Origin of the sequence: Clostridium sp. (assembly GCF_021443865.1) — a bacterium.
In the GTDB taxonomy this organism is placed as follows: Bacteria; Bacillota; Clostridia; order Clostridiales; family Clostridiaceae; genus Clostridium.
The window spans coordinates 1-18,301 of the sequence record NZ_JABUTB010000017.1 but is presented as its reverse complement, the minus strand read 5'-3'; the positions used below and the strand labels follow the sequence as shown (position 1 = coordinate 18,301).

The 18,301-nt window shown below is 25.3% G+C and carries 20 protein-coding genes; 5 read left to right on the top strand and 15 right to left on the bottom strand.

Going from position 1 to position 18,301, the window contains the following annotated elements:
• Positions 1-166: 166 nt before the first annotated feature.
• Both HUJ77_RS04730 and HUJ77_RS04725 read right to left on the bottom strand, forming a co-directional pair.
• Positions 167-2,026, bottom strand: coding sequence for an ABC transporter ATP-binding protein (locus HUJ77_RS04730; RefSeq protein WP_291707432.1), 1,860 nt, complete (start codon positions 2,024-2,026; stop codon positions 167-169).
• Positions 2,023-4,260, bottom strand: a complete 2,238-nt coding sequence (locus HUJ77_RS04725) for an ABC transporter ATP-binding protein (protein ID WP_291707431.1) — start codon at positions 4,258-4,260, stop codon at positions 2,023-2,025. Before HUJ77_RS04725 ends, HUJ77_RS04730 begins: the two co-directional genes overlap by 4 nt.
• A 143-nt stretch (positions 4,261-4,403) precedes the next feature.
• On the opposite strand from HUJ77_RS04725, the gene HUJ77_RS04720 reads away from it, so the two are divergent.
• Entirely contained in the window at positions 4,404-4,847 is a 444-nt protein-coding gene (locus tag HUJ77_RS04720) for a MarR family transcriptional regulator (protein WP_291707430.1), read from the top strand.
• A 121-nt stretch (positions 4,848-4,968) separates the two neighbouring features.
• Here HUJ77_RS04720 and HUJ77_RS04715 read toward each other — a convergent pair whose 3' ends face one another.
• A complete protein-coding gene (locus HUJ77_RS04715) occupies positions 4,969-5,172 on the bottom strand; it encodes a cation transporter (protein WP_291707429.1) in 204 nt (67 codons plus the stop codon).
• A gap of 15 nt (positions 5,173-5,187) precedes the next feature.
• Positions 5,188-5,454, bottom strand: coding sequence for a metal-sensing transcriptional repressor (locus tag HUJ77_RS04710; protein ID WP_291707428.1), 267 nt, complete (start codon positions 5,452-5,454; stop codon positions 5,188-5,190).
• Between the two features lie 266 nt (positions 5,455-5,720).
• Here HUJ77_RS04710 and HUJ77_RS04705 point away from each other — a divergent pair, with 266 nt between their 5' ends.
• Entirely contained in the window at positions 5,721-7,007 is a 1,287-nt protein-coding gene (locus tag HUJ77_RS04705) for an NCS2 family permease (protein WP_291707427.1), read from the top strand.
• Positions 7,008-7,129: 122 nt separating this feature from the next.
• On the opposite strand, the gene HUJ77_RS04700 is transcribed toward HUJ77_RS04705, so the two are convergent.
• The 6 genes from HUJ77_RS04700 to HUJ77_RS04675 all read right to left on the bottom strand — a co-directional run bounded on the left by HUJ77_RS04700 (position 7,130) and on the right by HUJ77_RS04675 (position 10,985).
• Positions 7,130-7,684, bottom strand: coding sequence for a CoA pyrophosphatase (locus HUJ77_RS04700; protein ID WP_291707426.1), 555 nt, complete (start codon positions 7,682-7,684; stop codon positions 7,130-7,132).
• Positions 7,685-7,815: 131 nt separating this feature from the next.
• Positions 7,816-8,043, bottom strand: a complete 228-nt coding sequence (locus HUJ77_RS04695; protein ID WP_291707425.1) for a TIGR04540 family protein — start codon at positions 8,041-8,043, stop codon at positions 7,816-7,818.
• 126 nt (positions 8,044-8,169) lie between these two features.
• Positions 8,170-8,862, bottom strand: a complete 693-nt coding sequence (locus tag HUJ77_RS04690) for a SprT family zinc-dependent metalloprotease (protein WP_291707424.1) — start codon at positions 8,860-8,862, stop codon at positions 8,170-8,172.
• Complete coding sequence (locus tag HUJ77_RS04685; protein ID WP_291707423.1) at positions 8,863-10,023, bottom strand: MFS transporter; 1,161 nt, start codon at positions 10,021-10,023, stop codon at positions 8,863-8,865.
• Positions 10,024-10,119: 96 nt separating this feature from the next.
• Entirely contained in the window at positions 10,120-10,500 is a 381-nt protein-coding gene (locus tag HUJ77_RS04680; RefSeq protein WP_291707422.1) for a desulfoferrodoxin, read from the bottom strand.
• Between the two features lie 77 nt (positions 10,501-10,577).
• Positions 10,578-10,985, bottom strand: a complete 408-nt coding sequence (locus HUJ77_RS04675) for a ribonuclease H family protein (protein WP_291707421.1) — start codon at positions 10,983-10,985, stop codon at positions 10,578-10,580.
• Positions 10,986-11,121: 136 nt separating this feature from the next.
• Here HUJ77_RS04675 and HUJ77_RS04670 point away from each other — a divergent pair, with 136 nt between their 5' ends.
• Together HUJ77_RS04670 and HUJ77_RS04665 are read left to right on the top strand one after the other, a co-directional pair.
• On the top strand, positions 11,122-11,982 hold the full coding sequence (locus HUJ77_RS04670) for a S66 peptidase family protein (protein ID WP_291707420.1): 861 nt from the start codon (positions 11,122-11,124) through the stop codon (positions 11,980-11,982).
• 101 nt (positions 11,983-12,083) lie between these two features.
• On the top strand, positions 12,084-12,521 hold the full coding sequence (locus tag HUJ77_RS04665; protein WP_291707419.1) for a GatB/YqeY domain-containing protein: 438 nt from the start codon (positions 12,084-12,086) through the stop codon (positions 12,519-12,521).
• Positions 12,522-12,609: 88 nt separating this feature from the next.
• Here the strand turns inward: HUJ77_RS04665 and HUJ77_RS04660 are convergent, their stop codons facing one another.
• The 5 genes from HUJ77_RS04660 to HUJ77_RS04640 form a co-directional block, all read right to left on the bottom strand.
• Entirely contained in the window at positions 12,610-13,497 is an 888-nt protein-coding gene (locus HUJ77_RS04660) for a DMT family transporter (RefSeq protein WP_291707418.1), read from the bottom strand.
• Between the two features lie 111 nt (positions 13,498-13,608).
• Positions 13,609-13,800 (bottom strand): DUF1450 domain-containing protein, encoded by a 192-nt coding sequence (locus HUJ77_RS04655; RefSeq protein ID WP_291707417.1) that lies wholly within the window; start codon positions 13,798-13,800, stop codon positions 13,609-13,611.
• 152 nt (positions 13,801-13,952) lie between these two features.
• The gene (locus HUJ77_RS04650) at positions 13,953-15,416 is read right to left on the bottom strand and encodes a PH domain-containing protein (RefSeq protein WP_291707416.1); all 1,464 of its coding nucleotides are present in this window, start codon (positions 15,414-15,416) and stop codon (positions 13,953-13,955) included.
• Positions 15,403-15,948, bottom strand: coding sequence for a PH domain-containing protein (locus tag HUJ77_RS04645; protein WP_291707415.1), 546 nt, complete (start codon positions 15,946-15,948; stop codon positions 15,403-15,405). Before HUJ77_RS04645 ends, HUJ77_RS04650 begins: the two co-directional genes overlap by 14 nt.
• A gap of 147 nt (positions 15,949-16,095) precedes the next feature.
• The gene (locus HUJ77_RS04640; protein WP_291707414.1) at positions 16,096-17,295 is read right to left on the bottom strand and encodes an acetate kinase; all 1,200 of its coding nucleotides are present in this window, start codon (positions 17,293-17,295) and stop codon (positions 16,096-16,098) included.
• A gap of 280 nt (positions 17,296-17,575) precedes the next feature.
• Here HUJ77_RS04640 and HUJ77_RS04635 point away from each other — a divergent pair, with 280 nt between their 5' ends.
• On the top strand, positions 17,576-18,292 hold the full coding sequence (locus tag HUJ77_RS04635; RefSeq protein ID WP_291707413.1) for an HAD family hydrolase: 717 nt from the start codon (positions 17,576-17,578) through the stop codon (positions 18,290-18,292).
• Positions 18,293-18,301 lie beyond the last annotated feature (9 nt).

Here is an 18,301-nt window from a genome sequence, read left to right as displayed (position 1 = left end):
ACTTCTCCCTAACTTTATTTAATATTTACAATTAAAGTCTATCACATTAAGAAAACATTATCAATTAATTTTACTAAAGTTTTACTAATTATTTTACTAAGTTTTACTAAGCTAATTTTATATAAAAAGAAGAGGCTACCTAAGTATCCTCTTCTATTGATTTTTCTTATGAAACGTGTGAATTTTCAAATTGACTATTATATAATGATGCATAAAATCCTTTTTTATTTAAGAGTTCCTTATGAGTTCCTTGTTCAACTATATCTCCTTCATTCATTACTAATATTAAATCAGCATCTCTTATAGTTGATAATCTATGTGCAATTATAAAGCTGGTTCTACCCTTCATTAAATTATCCATTGCCTTTTGAATAAGCACTTCAGTTCTAGTATCAACAGAGCTGGTTGCTTCATCTAATATTAGTATTTTAGGATCTGCTAAAATTGCACGAGCTATAGTAAGTAATTGCTTTTGTCCTTGAGATACATTAGTTGCATCTTCATTTAATTCCATATTATATCCATCAGGTAAAGTCTTAACAAAATGATGGACATGTGCAGCTTTAGAAGCTTTAATTACTTCTTCATCACTTGCTTCTAAGTTGCCATATCTAATGTTTTCCATTATTGAACCATTAAATAGCCAAGTATCTTGAAGTACCATACCAAATATCTTTCTTAAATCACTTCTATTAAAATCTTTAATATTATAATTATCTAATAATATTTCACCACTATTTAATTCATAGAATCTCATTAATAATTTTACTATTGTAGTTTTACCAGCACCAGTTGGACCTACAATTGCTACTCTTTGTCCAGACCTTATTGTACTTGAGAAGTTATTAATTATTACTTTATCTTCATTATATCCAAAATGAACATCTTTAAATGTTACTTCTCCTTTAATCTCTTCAATACTACGTGTATTTACGAAATCACTAATTTCTTCTTTTTCTTCTAAGAATTCAAAAACTCTTTCTGCTGCAGCTGCTGTAGATTGTAATACATTAGCTATTTGAGCCGCTTGTGCAATTGGTTGATTAAATGATCTTATATATTGAATAAAGGATTGAATATCACCAACCTTAATATAATTTTTAACAGTTAAATATCCACCTAAAATTGTAACAGCCACATAGCCTAAATTTCCTATAAAATTCATTATAGGCATCATCATACCAGATAAAAATTGAGATTTCCAAGCAGAATTATATAAAGTGTCATTTAATTCATTAAACTCTTCAATTGCTTTTTCTTCACCATTAAAAGCCTTCATTATATTATGGCCACTATATATTTCTTCAACATGACCATTTACATGACCTAAATAACTTTGTTGTTCTTTAAAATACTTTTGAGATTTTTTAATAACAAATGATATAAATAAACCTGATAATGGAACTATTAATAAAGCAGCTAATGTCATAGTAACACTTATTGAAAGCATCATAATAACCACACCAATTAAAGTTGTCATTGATGTAACCACTTGAGATAAGCTCTGATTCAAAGTAGTGTTTATAGTATCTACATCATTAGTAACCCTCGATAGAACTTCTCCATGAGTCATTTTATCAAAATATTTAAGTGGAATCTTGTTTATTTTTAGTGATATTTCTTTTCTTAAATTATATGAAACCTTTTGTGCTATTCCTGACATTATAAATCCTTGAATAAAGGCAAATATTGCACTTACAGCATATAAAAGTATCAATATAATAAGTATATTTCCTATATAAGTAAAGTCTATTCCTGCACCCGCTTCACCTGAAATCTTGCTTAATAAGCCTTCAAAGAGTTTAGTAGTAGCTTTTCCTAAAATTTTAGGTCCAATTATAGAAAAGGCTGAGCTACCAATAGCAAAAATTAAAACTACTATTATTGATATTCTATAAGGCTTTAGATAATCTAATATTTTTTTTAATGTACCCTTAAAATCTTTAGCTTTTTCTCCAATAGGTTTTATTCCTCCCATCGGACCACCAAAGCCACCGTTTTTTTTCCTTCCTATATTATTACTCATGACATCAGTTCCTCCTTTGAAAGTTGTGATAAAGCTATTTGATTATAAACTTCACAGTTTTCTAGAAGTTCCTGATGAGTTCCAATTCCAACAACTTCTCCTTCATCTAAAACTATAATTTGATTTGCATCTTTTATAGTACTTATTCTTTGAGCTACTATTATCATTGTTGCATCTTTAATATTATCTTTTATTGCTTTTCTTAAAGCTGAATCTGTTTTAAAGTCTAGTGCAGAAAAACTATCATCAAATATATATATTTCTGGTTTTTTAACTAATGCTCTAGCAATTGATAGTCTTTGTTTTTGTCCTCCAGATACATTAGTTCCTCCTTGTGATATTTCACTACCATATTTATCATCCTTAGCTTCAATAAATTCTGTAGCTTGAGCTATATCAGCAGCTAATTTTATATCTTTGATTTTAGCTTCAGAAGAACCATATTTTAAATTGCTCTCTATAGTTCCAGAAAATAATACACCTTTTTGAGGCACATAGCCTATCTTTTCGCGTAACTCTTTTTGTTTAACCTTTCTAATATCAACTCCATCAATTTCTATCTTACCTTCAGTTACATCATAGAATCGTGGCATAAGATTAATTAAAGTAGATTTACCACTACCGGTACTTCCGATTATGGCGGTTGTTTCCCCTGGCTGCGCTAAGAAACTTATATTTTTAATAACATAATCTTCTGCACCAGGATATTTAAAGCTAACATTTTTATATTCTACATACCCTTTTTTAGAAGCTTTGAATTTTTCAGTTTCCTCTTTATCTTCAATTGATAAATTACTATTTAAAACATCACTAATACGTTGTGCTGATACTGAAGCACGTGGTAACATTATAGATATCATAGAAATCATTAAAAATGACATAATAATTTGCATAGCATACTGAATAAACGCCATCATATTTCCTACTTGCATATTACCTAGCTCAACTTGATGAGAACCTACCCAAACTATAAGAATTGATATTCCATTCATAATAAACATCATAGCTGGCATCATAGATGACATTAATCTATTAACAAACAAATTAGTATTTGTTAAATCCTTATTGGCTTTATCAAATCTCTCTTCTTCATGCTTCTGAGTGCTGAAAGCTCTGATTACTAACATACCATTTAAACTTTCTCTAGTTACCAAGCTAAGTTTATCTATTAGTTTAGGAACTGCTTTAAACTTAGGCATAGCAAAGGTAAATAATACAGCTACTAATAATACTATCAAAATTACTCCAAGAGTAATTATCCATGTCATATTATTATTGGATTTTAAAACTTTTAATACTCCACCCACCCCTAATATTGGTGCATAGAACACTATTCTAAATAACATTACCATCAGCATTTGAATTTGTTGTATATCATTTGTATTTCTTGTTATTAAAGAGGCAGTAGAAAACTTATCAAACTCTGCATTTGAAAAACTTGTTACCTTCTTAAAGACATCCTGTCTTAAATTTTTTCCAATTCCAGCTGCCAATTTTGCAGATAGAAATCCAACAATAACTGTTGCAACCATACTAATTAATGCTATTCCAAGCATTTTAAGCCCTGCAAAAGATATATATCTTGTTTGTAAACTATCAGTATTAATACCAATTGCTTTATATTCATCTTTAACAAAGGATATTGAAGATTGTTTAACTATACTTTCAGGCATAGCATCTATTTTTTCATTCATACCCTTTAACATTTCATTTATTTTTTCTTTTGGTAAGGTCTTAAGTATTGTAAAAATATCTGTATTTTCAGGTAAATTCATTTGTGAATTTGTATTATTAAAGTTAAACTCTTCCATATTCCCAGATCTTATTCCATAAAGAATAAGTTCTGGTTTTGCCAAAATAACACTTAGTTCCTCTATTATATCTTTATTATCAGTATTTAGTTCATATAAGTCCTCTTGATTTAATAAAGGATATTTTTTTGAGTAATTATTATACTCATTATTTGATAAATTATCCTTACTAATTAATTTATAATTCTCCTCCACTTTATTAAGATCAATTTCTGAAATAAAAAGTGATAATTTTTCTTTTTCGCTTTTTCTTATTACTTTAGGTGCAGAATTTTCAATTCCGCCTTGTTGGATTCCTACATTGACTATATTAGACATATAATCTGGTAATGATAATTCACTTATAGCTTGCAGGAATAGCAAGGCTATAATTACAATTATAGAACCTATAAATGGTTTTAAATACTTTATTAGCTTTATCAATTCATTTAATCCCCTTCCAGAATTAGTAAATATATTATATTTTAATTATATTTTTATAACTATTATATGTCAATAACTGTTATATTTGTATAATTATTTATTTTAGTTTATAATAAAAAAGATAAATAATTAGGAGGATACATATGAATAATAATGATATAAACAACATACCTGAAAATATATTAGATTTATTACTACTTATACATAACAAACTTTTAAATCCAAATGAAATGGTTAAAGGGAGTATTATGCCTCCATCACATATGAAAGTTATATTCTATCTTTCAAAGAAAAAAACAATGTCTGTTTCAAATGTAGCAAAATGTTTAGATATATCTAAACCTAATATGACACCTATAATAGACAAATTAATTAATGAAGGATTTGTTAATAGATATACAGATTCTGATGATAGAAGAAAAATTAATATTGAGCTTACTGATAAAGCATACTCATTTATCCGAGAGAAAAAAGCTGAAATAAAAGCTATTTTAATTAAAAAGATTTCTTTTCTTGATGAAAATGATGTATTAAAGCTAAACTCAGCAATAAATGATATGACAGAAATACTTTCAAAACTTGAATAAAATAAAAAAGTATTATTCTAGCTGTGATTTAAATAAAACTCACACTAGCATAATACTTTTTATTAATGATAAAGTGAACAAAAAAATGTAATTTATTTACTTTTCTCTATAACTTTTATAATTACTCTATTGATACTACATCATAGCCTTCTTCTTCTATTGCATTAATTAAAGTGTCATTATTAACTTCAGTTTCAACTATAGCATTTTTTTCTTCTAAGCTAACCCTTACTAAATTTACTCCATTAATTCCTTCTAAAGCTTCCTTTACATGAGCAACACAATGATTACAGCTCATACATTCTATATTAATTATCTTTTTCATTAAAATCTCTCCTTTTTATCTTGTTATAACTTTATCTAATATTTTCATAATCTCATCTATTTTTTCATCACCATTACCACTTATACAGGCATCTTTAACACAATGTGATAAATGATTTTCTAAGATGATTAAATTAGCCTTTTTAAGTAAAGACTGTGCTGCAAAAATCTGATTAGATATATCTATACAATACCTATCTTCCTCTATCATTTTAATAATTCCATCAATTTGTCCCCTAGCTGTTTTTAAAGATTGCATAGCTTTTTTTCTATCTTCTTTCATAGTACACCTCCCCACCCTATCGGGGTATATATTAAATTATAGTATTTACATAGAGTTTGTCAATATGCCCACTTTAACATTGTTTGAAAATTCAAAAATATTATACAAATGTTGATCAATATCGTATAAATTTTGATTATTTTGTCGATTTTTATGATTTTTTTTGTTTTTTTATCTTTTATGTATTTACTTTAATGATATAATAATAATAATGCATCAAAGATGTGGGCGGGCGAGGGATACATTAAGGAGGTTTTTCAAAAAGGATGGATAAATTGTTTAAATTAAAAGAAAACAAAACAAATTTTAAAACTGAGCTAATAGCTGGTTTAACTTCTTTTTTTGCTGCAGTATATATTATTGTAGTTAATGCAAGTATTTTAAGCGATGGGGGTATATCACAGGAACCACTAATTATAGCAACAGTTCTTGCTTCTTTTATAGGATGCTTATTAGTGGCTATAATTAGTAATACACCCTTAGTAGTTATGCCTGGAATGGGAATTAATGCTCTATTTACTTATACTATCATATTAGGTATGGGCTTAACTTTTAATCAAGCATTAGGTAGTGTTGCGGTTGCTGGATTATTATTTCTATTAATATCAATAACTCCTTTATCTAATATTTTAGATAAATCAATACCAAATTCTATAAAAGAATCAATTACTATAGGTATAGGACTATTTATAACTTTTTTAGGACTTCAAAAGAGCGGTCTTATTATATCTGATCCTTCAACTATTGTAAGAATTGGTGATTTATCAAACCCAAGAGTATTATTCTTCATTTTGATTTTCTTATTTACAGTAATATTGTTTGCTAACAATATACCTGGAAGTTTTTTAATTAGTATAGTAACTGGCACTATACTAGCAATACTATTTAAATTTGTAGATATATCTAACTTAACTTTATCATTCCCTAATTTCTCTGAATATAAAACTATATTCTTTAATATTGACTTAAGGGAATTTTTAAATATAAAGTTTTGGATTTCTACTTTTTCATTAACATTAGTTATTGTTTTCGAAAATATAGGCTTATTACATGGTCAAGTTAATGGATTATTAAATGCACCTGAAAAGAATAATAAAGCTTTAATTTCAATAGCTTTATCTACAATTGCTTGTGGTTTATTTGGAACTAGCCCCTCAGTATCAACAGTAGAAGGAACTGCTGGTATTGCTGCTGGTGGTAAGACAGGACTTACATCTTTAATAACTGGATTATTACTATTAATCTCATTAATCTTTATTCCATTTATTAATATAATTCCTAATGAAGTTATTGCACCTATATTAATAATTATAGGAAGCTTAATGATAAAAGGTATAGTACATATTGATTTCAATGATATTTCTGAAGCTATTCCTAGCTTTTTAATAATAGTTTTAATACCTTTAACATTTAGTATAATAGATGGAATTGCATTTGGATTTATTTCATATACAATTATGAAAATTGCTACAAAAAAACATAAGGATATCTCTATAGTAATGTATTTAATTTCACTTACATTCATAGTTTATCTTTTACTTAATACAATATAGTAATATATCATATAATGAGAATTTAGCAATTAAAATATAGGTATATAATCCTAAAGAGTTTATAAAATAAATCTATTGAATTAATTTGTATTAAATTAATTCAATAGATTATTTATTTTAGTTTAAAATTCTTCTTTTATATAATCTAGAAAATTTTCTAAAATTAATGCTGTCATTCCCCATATAGTATAATTCTCATAGATATAAAATAAAGATTTATATAACCCTTCTTTAAATTTGTAGTTTTCTCCATCTTTTATTAGATGATAAGGGAAATTCTTATTTCTTTCTACATTAATTTTACTTAAATCTTTTATTGGATTGGCTTTCATCAGTTCTTTAATTGATGCTAAAAATATATGATCTACTTCATCTTTATTAATACTTATATTATTATAATTTTTAATAAACCCTAAAAAGGGATGAACAATTAATCCATAATGAGTAACTAATATATCTAAATCTGCTACAATCTCAAAATCTGCTTCACTTAACCCAAGTTCCTCAGAAACCTCTCTTTTTATTGTTTCTTTAGGATTCTCATTATCATCTATTTTACCACCAGGTAATGATATATCTCCAGGCTGACTTCTCATATGGAAAGCCCTTACTTGAAAAATAATTTTAGTATCCCCTTCTATATCTACAAGTAATATTGCAACAGCTGCTCTTTTCATATTGGTCCACCCATTTATATATGGGTTGTAATTTTTGTATTTTTCAATTATTTTATCTACCATATCTCTCTACCTCAAATTATAATAAAGCCTCCCTAGTAAATTAATTCTATGGAGGCATAAATACAATTCTATTCTTCTACTATTTTATTAATAATTTCTACTCTTTCATCTCCTAAGTAAGGATATAGTTTCAAAGAAATTCTTCCATCTTTATAAACTCTTTCCCCATTAGCAGAAACTATTTTTTGAACTCTTACCTTTAGTTCATCGTAACTCATTAAAAACTCTAAATAATTATCTACTAAGTCCTTTAAACAAGTTGCTAATTCTTTTGGATTTCTATATACAGTTCTCATGTTCATCTCCTTGTGTATTAAATATAATTATAAAAATATTATAATGTTAAATTAATATTTTTTCCAGTAAAATTTTAAGCTTCTTTTTTAAATCTATATTAATCTTAATACAATTCATATTAATATTTAACTAATTCTCATTAAATTAATTCCATTTTCTTTAAGCCAAATTTCAGCTAACTTATAGTTTTTATCATATTTTTCTACAAGATTCCAAAAATCTTTTGAGTGATTCATATGCTTTAGATGATAGAGTTCATGTATTATTATATAATCCATCACATAGTATGGCATTAATACTAGTCTCCAATTTAGCCTGATTTCCTTTTTGCTATTACAGCTTCCCCATCTAGTTTTTTGATTTCTAATTATAGTTTTTGATGGAAATAAAGAATATATTGTTGCTAATTTATCTACTCTATTTTTTACAATTATATCTGCCTGTATTTTATACCAATTAGATAATAAACTACCTATGTATGTATTATCTAAATTTCTACTTTTAATAAAAAGTATATCATTTTCAAAATATATATTATCAACATCAGAAAACTCTATATTTGAGGTAAATTCATTACCTAAAAAATATATTTTAGTATAATCATTATTAATTATACTTTTTTTTATTTTATTAATATTAGTTATTAACCATTTTTCTTTACTTCTTAATATTTTTTCTATATAGTCTATACTTATATCTAAAGGAGCATATATTTCTAATTCGCTACTAGAATTTAATTTCATAGATAAATTTTTTTTGTTTTTAAATATTACTTTATAATTAATAACATTACCATTTATTAAAATACTTCTATTCATCTAATTATTACTTTTATATCTCCTTTTTGGGTTAGGTAAGAATATTAATGAAATTATAACTGAAAGGACTAATAATATAAATCCTAATAAATACATTCCAAAATATCCAAAAAGACTTTCAACAAATGTATATATTGTTGGATATATAAAGTTAGATCCACCAGTACTTAAAACTGATAAAACTGCAAATGAAGTTGCTATTAATTCATCATTTAAAATATCTCTTAGATATTTAAATAAAAAGCTTAAATATAATCCATACATAATACCATGTAATTGATCACCTAAAACAATTAAAATAACATTTCCTGTTGAAAACATTAGTATTTTAATGGCAGCAATAGATAAGGCAAGAGTTAGACATGTCTTACTATTTGCTTTACTAAAATATTTAGAAATAATCATAAAAGAAAAGAATTCTATAATTACTCTAAAACTAATAGAACTACTATAAATTTCATTAGCTCTATTAACATCTCCAACAACTTTTACTAAATAAGCAGAATATGCAAATTCTAATCCCATATAGCTTCCCATTCCTAAGAACACAACTATAATAAGTAAAACTATATTTCTATTTTTAAATAAATCACTAAATTTAACTTTGTTTGTATTTTCTTTTATATTTATATTTCCTCTAAAATTTAATAATATAATACTCATCATTATAGCTATCATAATCAAGGCAATTATATGAAGAATTCTATATCCAAATTTATTAATTATAATTCCTGAGATAAATACAATTACTGCATATCCTATAGATCCCCATTTCCTTATATCAGAAAATTCATATCTACTTTTTATACATAATTCTTCAATATAAACTTCAAAAACCCCAGCTAAGGATCCTAAAATCCCCCCATAGATAGGTGCATAAATTATAGTTAAATCTTTATTTATAAACATAAGGCCCATTATAGCTATAAATACTAAAAGTAAATATCCCAAAATAAATCTATTTTTATTATTTGACTTTGAGAATTTACTAGATAATATAGGTTGACATATTAGTGTAAACAGTGCACCTATAGATACTACTCTTCCAACTTCACTTAGATTTAGCCCTATTCCCTGATTTAGATAAGGAAAATAAAATGTTGTTAATATACTAAATACTCCAAAGGTTAAAAAAGTAGTCATTCCATAATATTTTTTCATTAGTATTACCCTCCTGCAAATTGTTAATTATAAATATTATACCCTTAAAAAATATAAAAGGCTATCTTTTAAAGATAGCCTAGTATTTAAATAATTTTATTTATTGCTCCATAAACCATGTAGATTACAATATTCTCTAACTCTGTCAACTTCGCCAACAACTTTAAATTCTGCTATTGGTTTTTCTTCTGGATTCAAATGTTTTCTTAACACTTGTCCATCTTTAGTAATTACTTCCACCCATTGAATAAAGTGTTCAGGTGCCATTGGATGTTCTACTTCACCAACTTTAACAAAAATCGTTCCATCTTTTTCTTCAGCAACTGGTATATGCTTTTCAACTGCTGCATCAACTGTATTTTCAGTTAATAATCTCATTGGCTTACCACAACATGTTAAAGTTCCTCCACCAACATTTAACACCTCAACAATGTTTCCACAAATGTCACATTTGTATACTTGTAACTTTTCTAACATATAATTCACTCCTTATTAATAATAATTATTATTATATATTTATTATACTACTTTATTTTTTTCTTTACAAATTTTTCTTATATCTTAATAGCTTCTTCAGCTAAATTTCTTACATATTTATACTCATTTATTTCAAAATACTCATAATTAATGCTAATTTCTAAATCTTCAATAGATTTAATCAATTTCTTTGTTAAGTTTTCTATTCTCTTTGGCATTTCAACATTTTTCTTATTTAGAAAATTTATTATCATTAAATTTGTACTATAAATAGTTAAGTCACTTATTTTTTCATCTTTACTTATCTCATTAATTCCGTGTAAAATTCCATAAACATGAGCTTCTAGTACAGTCCCCTTTCCTACATATTTAGAGAAAATCTTTTCATAACCAGTATCATTTAGAATTACTCCCCCTATTCCCATGCTACTTTCTGAATTTCTTGTTTCCTTACAGAATCCACTTACATAAAGCCTATATTTCATAAATCCTCCACTTATAAACTTGTACTCTATAGATTATTCTAAAATAGTATTTATTATTCTATAGTTAAATACTTTATTTGATTTTCTTCAAATTATAATTATACTTATAATAAAAAGTATAATTAAGGAGATAAAAATGAGTATTTTAAAATATAATGATACAATTGGGTTAATATCATGCTCAAATGGACTAAATGAAAATATTAAAGATAAGATATCTGATTTAGTAAATATACTAGAATCATTAAATATTAATGTTTCTCTTTCTGAAGCTCTATATACAAATTCAAATGGTGCAACATTACCTGCTGAATTTAGAGCTAAAGAACTTATGAAACTTTATAACGACACAAATATCAAAGCAATTTTTGATTTATCAGGTGGAGATTTATGTAATGAAATATTAGATTATTTAAACTATGATGATATAATTAATTCTAAAAAACCCTTCATAGGTTATAGTGATTTAAGTGTTTTAATAAACGCTTTATATGAAAAAACAAATATAATAAATTTTAATTATCAATTAAGAAATCTAATAAGAGAAAGTGCTGATGTACAAAGAAATTATTTCATTAATAACTTTTTAAAAGAAGAGGATATAATAGATGCCCTTAATTATGACTTTATAAAAGGTAATGAGATGGTTGGAAAAGTAGTAGGTGGTAATATTCGCTGTTTTCTAAAACTAGCTGGCACTGAATATATTCCCTCCTTTGAAAATAAAATTTTATTTTTAGAAGCTCTTAGCGGTGATATACATAAAATTTCAACTTTTATAGCACAATACAAACAAATTGGTGCTTTTTCAAAGATTAATGGACTTATTCTTGGTTCTTTTACCGAAATGGAAAAAACATATAGTGATATTGAAGTTAAAAATTTCTTTTTAGAAAAATTAAAGGATTATAGCTTTCCAATCGTTAAAACTTCTGAGCTTGGTCATAATCCTGACTCAAAAGCAATTGCTATCGGGAAAAAGGTATTATTAAAATAGTGTACCCTTCCATTGTTGAAATAATATTATATTAAAGTTATAATTTAACTTGTAAGATAATACTAAATAGTTATTATTAAATATTATATAGAGGTGAACTTATGTTAAAAGAAGAACTAAAAAAGAATGAAATTGCAGCTATGAAGGCTAGAGAAAAACAAACTGTAAGTGTTTTAAGATTAGTTAACTCTGAAATTAAAGCCTATGAAGTTAATGAAAGAAAAGATATTACTGATGAAGTGGTTATTAAAATAATAGAGAAACAAATTAAACAATTAAAAGAAGCACTTCAATATGCTATACAACTTAATGATGAAGATAAAATACAGGAAGGAAACTTTGCAATTAATTTACTTACACCTTACCTACCAGCTCAATTAAGTGATGAAGAAGTTGAAGCTATGCTTAAAGAGATAATTACTAATGGAAATTATGGCCCATCTGATATGGGTAAGATAATGAAAGAAATAATGCCAAAAGTAAATGGTAAGTTTGATAGATCTAAAATAAATCCTATGGTAAAGGAATTACTTAAATAATTTCTTAATTTAAGTTTAAAAGGTATCTATAATTTTATTTTCCTTGGATTTTCTCCAAGACTTATAAATTTAATAGATACCTTTTTTCTTATACTCTCTTTTTACTTACTTCTATCTTATCTAGTTTTTTATTATACATAAACATATATAGTGAAGCAGCAAAAATTATTCCATATCCAATAAAGCTTAGTGCATCCGGTAATACTCCAAAAACCATAAAGCTAATTATAGCTGAAAATATTATATTGGAATAATCAAATATTGATATTTCCTTTGCTGGTGCATACTTATAAGCTATTGTAATTCCAAATTGTCCAATGCTTGCAAATACTCCTGCTAAAAGAAGATATATTAGTTGTGACATAGACATAGGCTTATATACAACTAACATAAATGGGAGAATTACAATTAACGAAAACAATGAAAAATAAAAAACTACTGTATAATGCTTTTCTTTACTACCTAAAGTTCTAAGACAAGTATAAGCACCAGCAGCAAAAACTGCTCCCAATATACCTACTATAAATGGGAAAATATCAATATTAAAAGTTGGTTTAATAATAAAAATTACTCCCATAAATGCAATAATAATTGCTATCATTTGCTTTAAGTTTATTTTTTCACCAAGGAATAAAGCAGAAAAAATAATAACAAAAAATGGACTTAACTTATTTAACATATTAGCATCTGAAAGTATTAACCTATCTATAGAATAGTAGTTTAAAACTATTCCTACAGTCCCTAATGTTGACCTTAATATTAATAATTTTTGACTATCTTTCTTACCAAAAAAGCTTTCCTTATTCTTTATAATAAATATTAAAGCAATTATACAAGAAACTAAGTTCCTAAAAAATGTTTTTTGGAAAGACGGTAAATCTCCAGCTAATTTTACAAAGGCAGACATAGCTGCAAATCCAAATGCAGAAAAAGTTATAAATATAATACCTTTAACTCTATCACTTAAATTATTCATTTTATCACTCCTTACTAATATATAATACTATAAATTAAAAAAACATCAAAAAAGAGACTGCCATAACAGCCTCTAAGTAAAATTTTTCATTCATATAAAAAATTTTTTTGATTATTCTTCAATTTTCTTTATAAATTCCTCTTCTGTTTCTGTTTCAATGTAGTTTCCATTAGCATAGCCTAATACAAGACCATCTCTTCCACCACATTCTCCTATGCAACCAACTTCAATATTTTCACTACCGAACTTTAACTCTAGTTTCTCTATATCTATTCCTGAACAAACTGGGCATACTGATATCATAACACTATTCTCCTTTTATTTTACTATCATTATAGGCTAATTATATTAATAGTATTAATTATTCTCAAGCTCCAATTTTATTAAATAATATTAATTTTCTTATATTTACTCTTATTTTCTTATTGTTATGATAAGTTTTGCAATATTTAGTTTTATAAAATTAAATTTCCTTCAATATTATTTAATAAATCTTTATCTAAATTTTTAACTATTACAATATCCCCCAATTTATTGCTATATATATCTAATTTGTAGTTACAAACTTGCTTTTTCCTTTGAAAAGGATTTTCTTTTACCTCTACAGATTGTAAATGCTCTTGTTTTATTATAGTTTTAACCTTCATATTACTTCCACTAGTAGCTAAAATTAAATCTTTATTAAATCCTAAAGAGGTATTTCGATAATTAAGATACCCAAGAAATATATTATATACTATTGAAAATGTTGTTAACGTAATTTTTATTAATAATAATTCATTAGGTATAATAAAGAATAAAGGAATTATAAGAAATATTATTAGCACAATATATCTTTTAACTATAAATCTACTTAAAACATTCTTATTTGGTTTATTAATATCACCAGTAAAATGAAAAGATGGCAAAACTTCTTTTAGTATTGAATTTATAAAGTCTATATCTCCAACTGGATAAAGTATAGCCTGCTCATTTTTCTCATCACCATATCCAATTGTTACTATTTCTATTTGAAATATTTTAAAGAATTGTTGTAATAAATTTTGTTTATACCTTAAAGCATATATCTTATCTATAGGAATTGAGTATTCTTTTAATGTGAATAAACCATATTTTATCTTAATATCATTTTTATCATTAATTAATGTAAAATTATAAAGTCTAATAGATTCAAATATAATATATAGAATACTTATTAAAATATATACAATTACAAATAAACATATTATCATTAAAATCATTTTAACTAACCCAACAGAAAATACTTTATCCATATCAATACTGTCTATAATATCTTTAATAATTGATATATTAAAGGTATCTTCTAAGTTTAGTATAAAATCATTTATTATGAATACTCCCCCTATAGCCCATAATATTTTTGACTTACAAAAGGAATATTTAACTATTTCTTTAAAGGTTATAGTTTTAGAATAAATTTCATTATTATCTCTTGATGATTCTATTATATAATTATTTTTTTCTTCACTTAAATTATTTATTAAATTTCTTATTTCATAAGCATTTTTCTCATTAATCTTAAGTTTTATTTCTTGTCCAACTTCTTTAACTGCCCCTGTATCAATCTTTAAAGTAGAAACATCAAAGATTCTATCAAAAATATTTCTGCTTATATCTATAGTATTAATTTTATCTAATGGTATTTCTAACTTTCGTTTATTAATTAATCCTGTATTATATAATAATAAGTTGTTATTTATATAAAACTTTGTAGTGAACCATTTCAATAATGAATTTAAAAAAACTAGTAATATTAATGCTATAAATACATAAATTCTACCTTTATCTATGCTACTTATTACTAAAATTAATAATACAAATAAAGATTTTATGGATTTAAAACTTTCTTCTAAAATATAACTAACATGAGCTCTTTTATATTTATTATCTTTCATCATATTCTTTTAATCCCTCATCTAAAACAATATCATTCTCATAAGTTTCTGTATCTTTTTGAACTTTAACATTAATCAACTCTTTTAGATATTCACTTATTTCTTCGGCCCTTTTAATTTCAATATTAGGAATCTTGTGTAGCCCCCCAGCAGTAAATATAGTTATATTATATAATTTCAAGATTTTATTAATAGGTCCTTGATTTAATTGAATATGTTGAATTCTTATTATTGGTATTATTACTTTTCTAATAAAAAAAATTCCTTCTGTAAATTCAATCTTATCCTTTGTTATAGTATATCTCCATTGCTTATATTCAATTATTGGATAAACAATTGAATTAATTAATAGTAACCCTATAAGAATTATACTTCCAACAGTAAAATATACATTTACCTTGTCATTAACATCTATTACTTTTGGCATAAATATTTTAATTGTTATTAATATACTGCTTAGAATTAAAGTACCTATTAATCGTGATATTGTCCATGACTTTTTAGCTTTTATATTTAGCTTTTCGTATTCCGTCATTATTGTGCCCCCTTAACCCATATTTCCCTAATATTATAACATCTATAAAATCAATATTTAAATAAATATTGTAAATTATGTTATTAGTATATATTTTTTAGTTTATTTTAATAAAATTAAAGACAGATTCTTTGAATCTGCCTTTAATTATTTATTATTAACTAATTTAAAAGTATCTCTAGCAATCATAAGTTCTTCATTAGTAGGTATTACAAATACCTTTACCTTTGAATCATCAGTTGATATTTCTTGGATTTTACCTCTTACTGAATTTTTATTATCATCTATATTGAATCCAAAGAATTCAAGCCCATTTAAGCATTCTTTTCTTGTAATTGATGAATTCTCACCAATACCAGCAGTGAATACTATAACATCTACTCCGCCCATTATACCAGCATAAGCAGCAATTTGTGCTCTTACTTTATAGTTAAATATTTCTAAAGCAAGTTTAGCTCTTTCATTACCTTTTTCTGATTCTTCTAAAACATCTCTAAAGTCTGAAGATACTCCAGATATTCCTAAAACCCCAGACTTTTTATTTAATATTTCATCAACTTCATTTATAGTATATCCTTTTTCTTCTATTAAGAAGCTAATTACTGAAGGATCTATACTTCCAGCTCTAGTTCCCATCATAACTCCAGCAAGAGGAGTAAAGCCCATTGAAGTATCTATTGATTTTCCACCTTTAATGGCAGCAAGTGAACATCCATTTCCTAAATGACAAGTTATTATCTTTAAATCATTAATATCTTTTTCCATAACTTTAGCAACTTTTTGAGATACATACATATGTGATGTTCCATGGAAACCATATTTTCTTATTCCATACTTTTCATATAATTCATATGGAAGAGCACATATATATGCTTCCTTTGGCATTGTTTGGTGGAATGCAGTATCAAATACAGCTACCATTGGTGTGTTTGGCATAAGATCTCTACAAGCTTCAATACCTACTATGTTAGGTGGATTATGTAATGGTGCTAATGATATACAATCTCTTATAGATTCTAATACATTATCATCAATTATTACTGAATGAGAATACTTTTCTCCTCCATGAACAACTCTATGTCCTACTGCACTTATTTCATCCATTGACTTAATTACACCATTTTTTTCATCTACAAGTGCATTTAAAACATGTTTTATTGCAGCCTTATGATCTTTCATCTCTTCTTGAATAATATATTTTTCTCTTCCTTCAACCTTTTGTGTTAGTATTGAACCGTCTATTCCTATTCTTTCAACTAATCCTTGAACTAGTGAAGTTTCTGTTTCCATATCAATTAATTGATATTTTAAAGATGAACTTCCACAGTTAATAACTAAAGTTTTCATTTAAAATCTCCTTTTTTCTATTATCTTTATATTTATATAATACACTAAAAATCTATATATTCAAATTCATAGATTGTTCAATAATTGATAAAAAATAATTATTATTCGTTAATTCCTCCAATATCATTTGAATTAACTTAGCTTTACTATTTTTTATATAAAAACATATAAATTATACATATACATTTTGTATAAAAGTACAAATATTATGCCAATTTAATATTTAAAAAGGATTTATTAAATATAATTAGAATCTTATCTATTGAAAGGAGTGAATGTCGTGTATAAAAATTACATATTTGATTTATATGGTACATTAGTTGATATTAATACAAATGAAGAAAACCCACTAATTTGGGATAAGCTTAGTCTCTTTTATTCCTATAACAATGCTCCATATAAAAGCTTTGAAATTAAGGGGAAATATAATGAACTCATAAAAAAACATATATCAATGGCTAATAATATTGATCATCCTGATTTTCCTATTGAATATATTTTTGAAGAATTGTATTTATTGAAAAATGTATCACCAACTGCAGAACTAGTAAAAAATACATCTCTTTTTTTTAGAATACTTTCAATAGATAAATTAAACTTATATAATGGTGTAATTAAGCTATTAGAAGCATTAAAATTAAATAATAAAAAAGTATACTTATTGACTAATGCTCAAAAAGTATTCACCTCATATGAAATTAATCTCTTAGGTTTAACTAATTACTTTGATGATATTTTATATTCATCTGAATCAAAAGTATGTAAACCTAATAAATTATTTTATAATGAATTGATTAGCAAACATAATCTTAATGTAAATGAAACGATTATGATAGGAAATGACTATTTTTGTGACATAGAACCTTCTCTTGATTTAGGTCTAGACACATTATATATTCATTCAAATATATCACCTGTTTTAGAAAATCCAATAACTAGTACTTATAAAATTTTAGATGGAGACTTTCTAAAGGTTAAATCTTTAATTTTAAAATAAGAAAAGAAA

Coding starts and splice junctions, on each gene's coding strand:
- HUJ77_RS04655 (WP_291707417.1), bottom strand. CDS start 13,800: ATGATATCAGTATGCCCAGTTTGTTCAGGAATAGATATAGAGAAACTA.
- HUJ77_RS04675 (WP_291707421.1), bottom strand. CDS start 10,985: ATGAAATATAGGCTTTATGTAAGTGGATTCTGTAAGGAAACAAGAAAT.
- HUJ77_RS04710 (WP_291707428.1), bottom strand. CDS start 5,454: ATGAAAGAAGATAGAAAAAAAGCTATGCAATCTTTAAAAACAGCTAGG.
- HUJ77_RS04685 (WP_291707423.1), bottom strand. CDS start 10,023: ATGAAAAAATATTATGGAATGACTACTTTTTTAACCTTTGGAGTATTT.
- HUJ77_RS04700 (WP_291707426.1), bottom strand. CDS start 7,684: ATGAAAAGAGCAGCTGTTGCAATATTACTTGTAGATATAGAAGGGGAT.
- HUJ77_RS04720 (WP_291707430.1), top strand. CDS start 4,404: ATGAATAATAATGATATAAACAACATACCTGAAAATATATTAGATTTA.
- HUJ77_RS04715 (WP_291707429.1), bottom strand. CDS start 5,172: ATGAAAAAGATAATTAATATAGAATGTATGAGCTGTAATCATTGTGTT.
- HUJ77_RS04660 (WP_291707418.1), bottom strand. CDS start 13,497: ATGAATAATTTAAGTGATAGAGTTAAAGGTATTATATTTATAACTTTT.
- HUJ77_RS04705 (WP_291707427.1), top strand. CDS start 5,721: ATGGATAAATTGTTTAAATTAAAAGAAAACAAAACAAATTTTAAAACT.
- HUJ77_RS04665 (WP_291707419.1), top strand. CDS start 12,084: ATGTTAAAAGAAGAACTAAAAAAGAATGAAATTGCAGCTATGAAGGCT.
- HUJ77_RS04680 (WP_291707422.1), bottom strand. CDS start 10,500: ATGTTAGAAAAGTTACAAGTATACAAATGTGACATTTGTGGAAACATT.
- HUJ77_RS04645 (WP_291707415.1), bottom strand. CDS start 15,948: ATGACGGAATACGAAAAGCTAAATATAAAAGCTAAAAAGTCATGGACA.
- HUJ77_RS04670 (WP_291707420.1), top strand. CDS start 11,122: ATGAGTATTTTAAAATATAATGATACAATTGGGTTAATATCATGCTCA.
- HUJ77_RS04690 (WP_291707424.1), bottom strand. CDS start 8,862: ATGAATAGAAGTATTTTAATAAATGGTAATGTTATTAATTATAAAGTA.
- HUJ77_RS04730 (WP_291707432.1), bottom strand. CDS start 2,026: ATGAGTAATAATATAGGAAGGAAAAAAAACGGTGGCTTTGGTGGTCCG.
- HUJ77_RS04695 (WP_291707425.1), bottom strand. CDS start 8,043: ATGAGAACTGTATATAGAAATCCAAAAGAATTAGCAACTTGTTTAAAG.
- HUJ77_RS04650 (WP_291707416.1), bottom strand. CDS start 15,416: ATGATGAAAGATAATAAATATAAAAGAGCTCATGTTAGTTATATTTTA.
- HUJ77_RS04640 (WP_291707414.1), bottom strand. CDS start 17,295: ATGAAAACTTTAGTTATTAACTGTGGAAGTTCATCTTTAAAATATCAA.